Genomic DNA, 5,915 nt, shown 5'->3' on the forward strand with positions numbered 1-5,915 from the left:
GACAGAGAAGCGATTGATCTCATGTCCGGATGAATACTTATAAAAAACGAATCACCTCACCCCACTCGCTAGCCCTCCTTTGAATTTTGAACTTTGAATTCCCCTCTGGGGCAGGGGGTGATATCATGTCCGGTAAATTACTTATGATATGTCATTGCGAACGCAGCGATAGCGGAGTGAAGCAATCGCAAGGTGTTGGATTGCTTCGCTTCGCTCGCAATGACAACTATTCAACCGGACATGATATGAGGTCTTTTTATTGTAAGTCATGAGACGAACTTGATATGATCTGAGATCTTGCACCATCCTCAACAAGACTAGAAAAACCGGGTAACTGAGCCGAGAAATCAAGGGTGAGGTGATTGTATGAGTTGCAAGAAACCACAGGTTTGAAGCTGGTGCAAGATGTCAGTTAAGGGGAAATGTGCTGTTTGGGTTGGGTAAATCCTGAACCTCGTCCGGAGCATCGCAAAAGTTTTCGGTCTATTGACAGGACAATTGCATAACTTAACTATCTCAAGCCTATCAAGAATATAGAGATACTCTGTTAAATCAACTTTTATCAATGCTTAAGTCCTAATACTATGATAACAATAGCCGGAAGCAGGAACTGTACCTACCCTGTGAAGTCCATGAAATGGATGCTAACAATCGCTCTGATTTTGAGCAGCCTCACCTATTATCCAGCAAAGGTAACAGCCCAAACTCAACAACCAGCAACGACCAAGCAGCTTGTACAACCAACCAAAGGTGGGATTTCACCTCAACAACGTACCTCTCAACCAGTTTTTGTTTTCCCAAAAACACCCGTACGGTTAAGTCCTGTATCTGGACGTAGACGAGGAATGGGTAGCCGGGGTAATTGTCCTGCGGTTCAAACTGCACTCACTGCCTTAATACCGTTGCGAGAGGAACAAAAGGTTAGCAAACAGACAGACAAATCAATTTCGGGGATTGTGGGGGGACTAACCACCTCTGAACGACCAACGTTTTGGTTTTATGTTCCTTACACTCAGGATTTAGCGAACTCAAGTGGTGAGTTTATCTTACAAGATAGTGCGGGAAACGATATTTCTAAAAATGCGATCGCACTACCTCCAAAGCCTGGTGTTATAGGTGTTTCTCTTCCATCCAATACATCCTTGCAAGTAGGGAAAACATATCGCTGGTATTTAAAAGTCCGTTGCAATCAACAACAAACAGCCAGTGTTCCTATTTATGTAGAAGGAGACATTCAAAGAGTGAATTTGGATTCTCGTGTGATGCAGCAACTGGAAGCAGCAGTTGATCCCGCGCAAAAGGTTGCAATCTATGCGGCTAATGGTATTTGGTTTGATTCTCTGACTATGTTGGCACAACTGCGCCAGAAGAATCCTAATGATGCATCTGTTGCTGAAGATTGGCAAAGTTTATTGAGATCTGTCAACTTGGATAATGTTGCTACGGCTCCTCTGGTGAAATAACAGTAAACAGTTATCAGTTAAAACTTGATTCAAATGATAAGTTGGTCAACATAAAAAACGTAAAATCTAGAAACCCGGTAACTTCTGCGAAACCGGGTTTCTGACACCACGCATTTTATGTTTCATTTGGTGGTTTTACTTAACTGTTTCTCTACAACCAATTACCAACTAATACATAAGGTGCCCAGTTAAGAGGACGAGTGTATTCAGTACCAGACAGCAGCTTTAATTGAGCTTCGCGTAAAGCTTCTGCTGTAGTTTTACCAGTTGTTAACTGACGGTAGAATTCACTAATAAACAAAGCAGTGGAGTCATCCCCAATCTGCCATAAGGACGCTAGAGTACTCCGCGCCCCAGCTCGAATAGCAACTCCCGCTAATCCCAATGCAGCACGGTTATCTCCTGCTGCTGTTTCGCAAGCACTCAGAACCAGTAATTCAATTGGCTGTGTTCGTTTTTGCTCTCTACTTTTGAGCAAGCTATCTAATTGACTTACATTGATACGTCCATCGGCTGCTAAGATGAAAGTGTCTTTTGCTTTAGAGCTAAATTGTCCGTGAGTTGCCAGGTGAACAACTCTAAAAGGTTGGGCGTTAATCGTTTTTCCTAAAGTTGTACTTTTGAAATTTTCATCTAATAATGTCGTTGTCGATATGCCCGATTGCTGAATCAATTTCAATTCAACCTTAACGTTAGGAAGCGATGCAAACTTTTCATTCTTTGGTGGTTGCGAGAGTCCTCCAGCAAGAGCGTTTAATCTTTCCTGCGCTAGAGGTTTGGGGGTAAACAGTTGCAATCCTGGGCTAATGGCGATCGCGTACTTCTGAACTAAATACAATGCGCCATCATACAATGCAGACACTGGGATGTTTCGTAGTGATCCGTCTGGGATAAAGACTAAAGTATTAACTTTACTTTTTTTGAGTTCACCTTCAACTGGTTTAATTAACCAATCATAAAGCTGCTGGGAAACCACTTGAAATTTCTTAGTAGCATCAGGTTCGACTATCGTCTCTCGCATTTTTGTAATGACTTGCTCTACTTCCTGACGCTTCACCACAGAAGTTTTATGTATCAAAGGTTGGTTGGGAAGTTTGAGGATAACTTCTAATTGGTTATCTAGAATAATCGGGTAAAAAATGGCAGTATTAGGATTATCACGGTCTACCACTTTGTCTAATACCACAAATTGGTTACTCAAGCAAGCTTGCCGAAAAAAATTGTCCAGTTCTGCTAGTTGCAAGGCTTCAATTCGCCTGCGAACTTTATCCAAATCAGGCTTTCCTTGTCCTTTCTGTTGTAAAAGTAGCTCTACTGACTGCCGATAAATAGGTTCTACACTATCACGAAAATTAAACTGAACCTCTCGGTTAACTACTACTAAGTCACTGCGGAGAGACTGAAGGCTTGCCACTGCGCTATCATAAGCAGCTATAGCTCCCTCAATATTTCCTTGTGCTTTGAGCAAGCGTCCCAACTGCCACTCCCAACGATAAGCTATATCTGAAGCCAAGATTTTTTGAGCGATAAACAATGCTTGCTGCGTCAAATTTTGCGCTTCTTGCCATTGACTGTTTTGCTCGTAGACTTCTGCTAAACTGCCAAGTGCATAGGATTGAGCACGCTCCGAGCCTATGGTTTTAGCTTGTTGAACGCTGGTTGCTAAAATCTCGGCTATATCTCTTTTGTTACCAAATTTGGTTATAGTGCGAGCAAAGTTGACACGTGTGTAAATACCAGCTTGATTTGTAGGTAGAGTTGCTAATTGAGATTGGATTGTTGGGATTAGTAGAGACGTTGTATCTGAAAGTTCTAGATCTGCTGTATTCTTATTCTCGACAAGCAAGCTCAGTTGATTGATTTGGGCTTGAACTTTGGTGAGTGGGTTTGGCGCAATTAAAGCTGCTTTTTCATAGTGAGCGATCGCATTTTTTCTATTACCATTAGCTCTAGCAGTATTACCAAGAGAAAATTCTATCACACTAATTTCTTGGGGCAGTTGCAGACGTTGAGCAATTTCTAAGCTTTGTTGTAAGTTTTTCTGGGATTGTTCTAAGTCACCTGATTGTTGCTGGGCATTACCAAGGGTGCGCAAAGCTGTTACTTTTTCAAGTGAGTCAGGTTGGGTTTGTAACTGTCGGGAGACTGTATTCAATATGTCTAAGCTACGGCGGTAAAAACCAGAAACTCGTAAAGCTTGTGCTTGATTGATACGGCTGCGCGTCACTCCAGTATTATATTGTTTACCTAAGCGCTTCCAAATTTCTTCTGCTTGCTGTGATGTTTTTAGAGATACATCTGCCTGTCCCTGTGCCAGTTGCAGTCCAGCTTGAATTTCTAGAGTTTGTGCTAGAACTTCTAGTAATTCTGACTTGGGATTGTTGACATTTAACTTTTGATTGTTCTCATCCCAGCCAAGTAGATTTAAGCTGGTATTAATAGCTTTTGACGCTTCTTTCCATGAGCCGAGTTGCTCTAAGGCTAGAGAGAGATTTGTGAGTGCTGCGGCTTGTGGGAGGCGATCGCCTTCTCGTTGATAGATGCGGACAGCTTGTTGTAAAACAGTTACCGCTTCAGCAAACCGTCCAGATTGATAAAACCTTTCTCCTTGAGAGACAAGCTGCTGTGGTGTAGTGGTTGGGGGTTTGGTGGTTTGAGTGTGAAAGTTGTCTACTGAATTTGTCTGGGGTTGTTTGGCGAATGTGCTGGGGATAATAGTTAGGGAAAAAGCAAGGGTAAATAGGACTACATGAGTTAGCGCAAATCTAATGAGTCGCTTGGTCAGTGCAAATGGATGCATATTTCATACCTTAGCGAGATGCAGGACAAAAAGCAGGTATTTGCTAAAAGCTGTGGGGGTTGATTGATTTTTGGGTATCTGAGATCTTGCACCATTATGAGTCAACCGCTAATACTTAGATTAAATAGTGCTTAAATATAACTCAAAGACAAGTTCCAGTTGTAGTCCATTTTAATGGACTTCGCCTATTAGCCTGGGACTTCCAGTCCTAGGCGGACGAGAACGGAGTGAAATAAGATATAATGATTTTTGACATTTTTTGACCAGGTGCAAGATATAAGGTATCTGAAAAAATAACCTCAGTCAAAAACGGGACTGGGGCATATAGTTAGTCAATGTCATCTTGAATCTCGAATAAGCACTCGTCATTCAAGCTACGCTGAATCCAGTATATTGTCGTTTATAGGGAGCGATGAGACCCGGAACAATGTCTTCTGTTGGAACCCCCATAAGGACGAGTTCCTCAGCGAGATCTACTTCAGTCAAGTTCTGTTGAATCCAAATCTTGCCATCTTTAATGTCAAAATGGATGATGCACCGATAAATTCGGTCAAGCTGACGCCAGCCTACACTCATCCATTGATAATGATCTCGCTCTGTATCGAATATCAGTTGAACCTCCACATCACTATTAGATGTGTTGTCAGCATATTTTGTAAGTAGACTTTGAACAAATTGTCGATACTGTTCTATTTTTGCCATTGCACGAAGATTTGGAAACAATAGTAAGGTTCAACTCATGAAAAGGAGAAACAAAAATGACTCAAGCCTTACACAAACTAGTAACATTTGAAGAATTTGCAAAATGGAAACCGGAAGATGGACGCTATGAATTGCATGATGGAGTCATCGTTAAAATGCCGCAGCCATTAGGAGGACATGAGGAAGTTACAGGTTTTTTGGTCAGAAAACTGAGTGTAGAATTTGACCGATTAAATCTGCCGTACTTCATACCCAAAACAGCATTAGTTAAACCACCAGATCAGGAATCAGCTTACTCACCAGATGTGCTGGTAGTAAACCAAAGTAATTTATCATCAGAACCCCTATGGAAAAAAGAATCGACTTTAATTTATGGTGCTTCAATTCCGCTCGTTGTGGAAGTTGTTAGTACTAACTGGCGTGACGATTACTTTAAAAAACGTGGGGAATATGAAGGAATTGGCATTCCTGAATATTGGATTGTAGACTATTTAGCATTGGGGGGTAAGCAGTTTATTGGCAACCCCAAACAACCAACAATTTCTATTTACCACTTAATAGACGATGAATATCAAGTTACTCAATTTAGGGGAGATGACCGCATCCAGTCGCCAACATTTCCTGAGTTTAACTTGACTGCACAACAGATTTTTAACTAATTCGCCTTTCGGTCAAGCGAACTGATATTAGCGAGATGGAGGACAAGAAGCAGGAGTTTGCCAAGAACTGTGAGGAGTGACACCAGGTGCTTGCGCCACGAGTTCTATATTTCCATTCTTATCGACTATCCAACCAGTAGCTTCCACAATTTGAGTTGTCGCAGCAGCAACTTTAGTACTATTTGAGACTGCTGTTGGTTGTGGGGAAATTGTTGTTTTAGCTGAGTTTGCTGGTTTTGGTCTTAATCTCACCCAGGCTGATAGAGTGCTTGTATCTTGTAATGGTTCAGT

The 5,915-nt window shown here is 41.7% G+C and carries 4 protein-coding genes and 1 pseudogene; 2 read left to right on the top strand and 3 right to left on the bottom strand.

Translation table 11 applies throughout. The features are described 5' to 3' along the window. Positions 1–641: 641 nt before the first annotated feature. On the top strand, positions 642–1,463 hold the full coding sequence (locus DP116_RS20550; protein WP_246275724.1) for a DUF928 domain-containing protein: 822 nt from the start codon (positions 642–644) through the stop codon (positions 1,461–1,463). A 151-nt stretch (positions 1,464–1,614) separates the two neighbouring features. Here the strand turns inward: DP116_RS20550 and DP116_RS20555 are convergent, their stop codons facing one another. Together DP116_RS20555 and DP116_RS20560 are read right to left on the bottom strand one after the other, a co-directional pair. Beyond that, positions 1,615–4,263, bottom strand: a complete 2,649-nt coding sequence (locus tag DP116_RS20555; protein WP_169156936.1) for a CHAT domain-containing protein — start codon at positions 4,261–4,263, stop codon at positions 1,615–1,617. Positions 4,264–4,632: 369 nt separating this feature from the next. Continuing rightward, positions 4,633–4,965, bottom strand: coding sequence for a XisI protein (locus DP116_RS20560; protein WP_169156939.1), 333 nt, complete (start codon positions 4,963–4,965; stop codon positions 4,633–4,635). 56 nt (positions 4,966–5,021) lie between these two features. On the opposite strand from DP116_RS20560, the gene DP116_RS20565 reads away from it, so the two are divergent. Next, positions 5,022–5,624 carry a Uma2 family endonuclease gene (locus DP116_RS20565; protein ID WP_169156937.1) on the top strand — a complete coding sequence of 201 codons (603 nt, stop codon included), beginning with the start codon at positions 5,022–5,024 and terminating at the stop codon, positions 5,622–5,624. A 27-nt stretch (positions 5,625–5,651) separates the two neighbouring features. On the opposite strand, the pseudogene DP116_RS20570 reads toward DP116_RS20565, so the two are convergent. Next, positions 5,652–5,915, bottom strand: a pseudogene (locus DP116_RS20570) (filamentous hemagglutinin N-terminal domain-containing protein); the annotation flags it as partial.

The sequence above is a fragment of the Brasilonema bromeliae SPC951 genome (genome assembly GCF_012912135.1).
GTDB classification, from domain to species: Bacteria; Cyanobacteriota; Cyanobacteriia; order Cyanobacteriales; family Nostocaceae; genus Brasilonema; species Brasilonema bromeliae.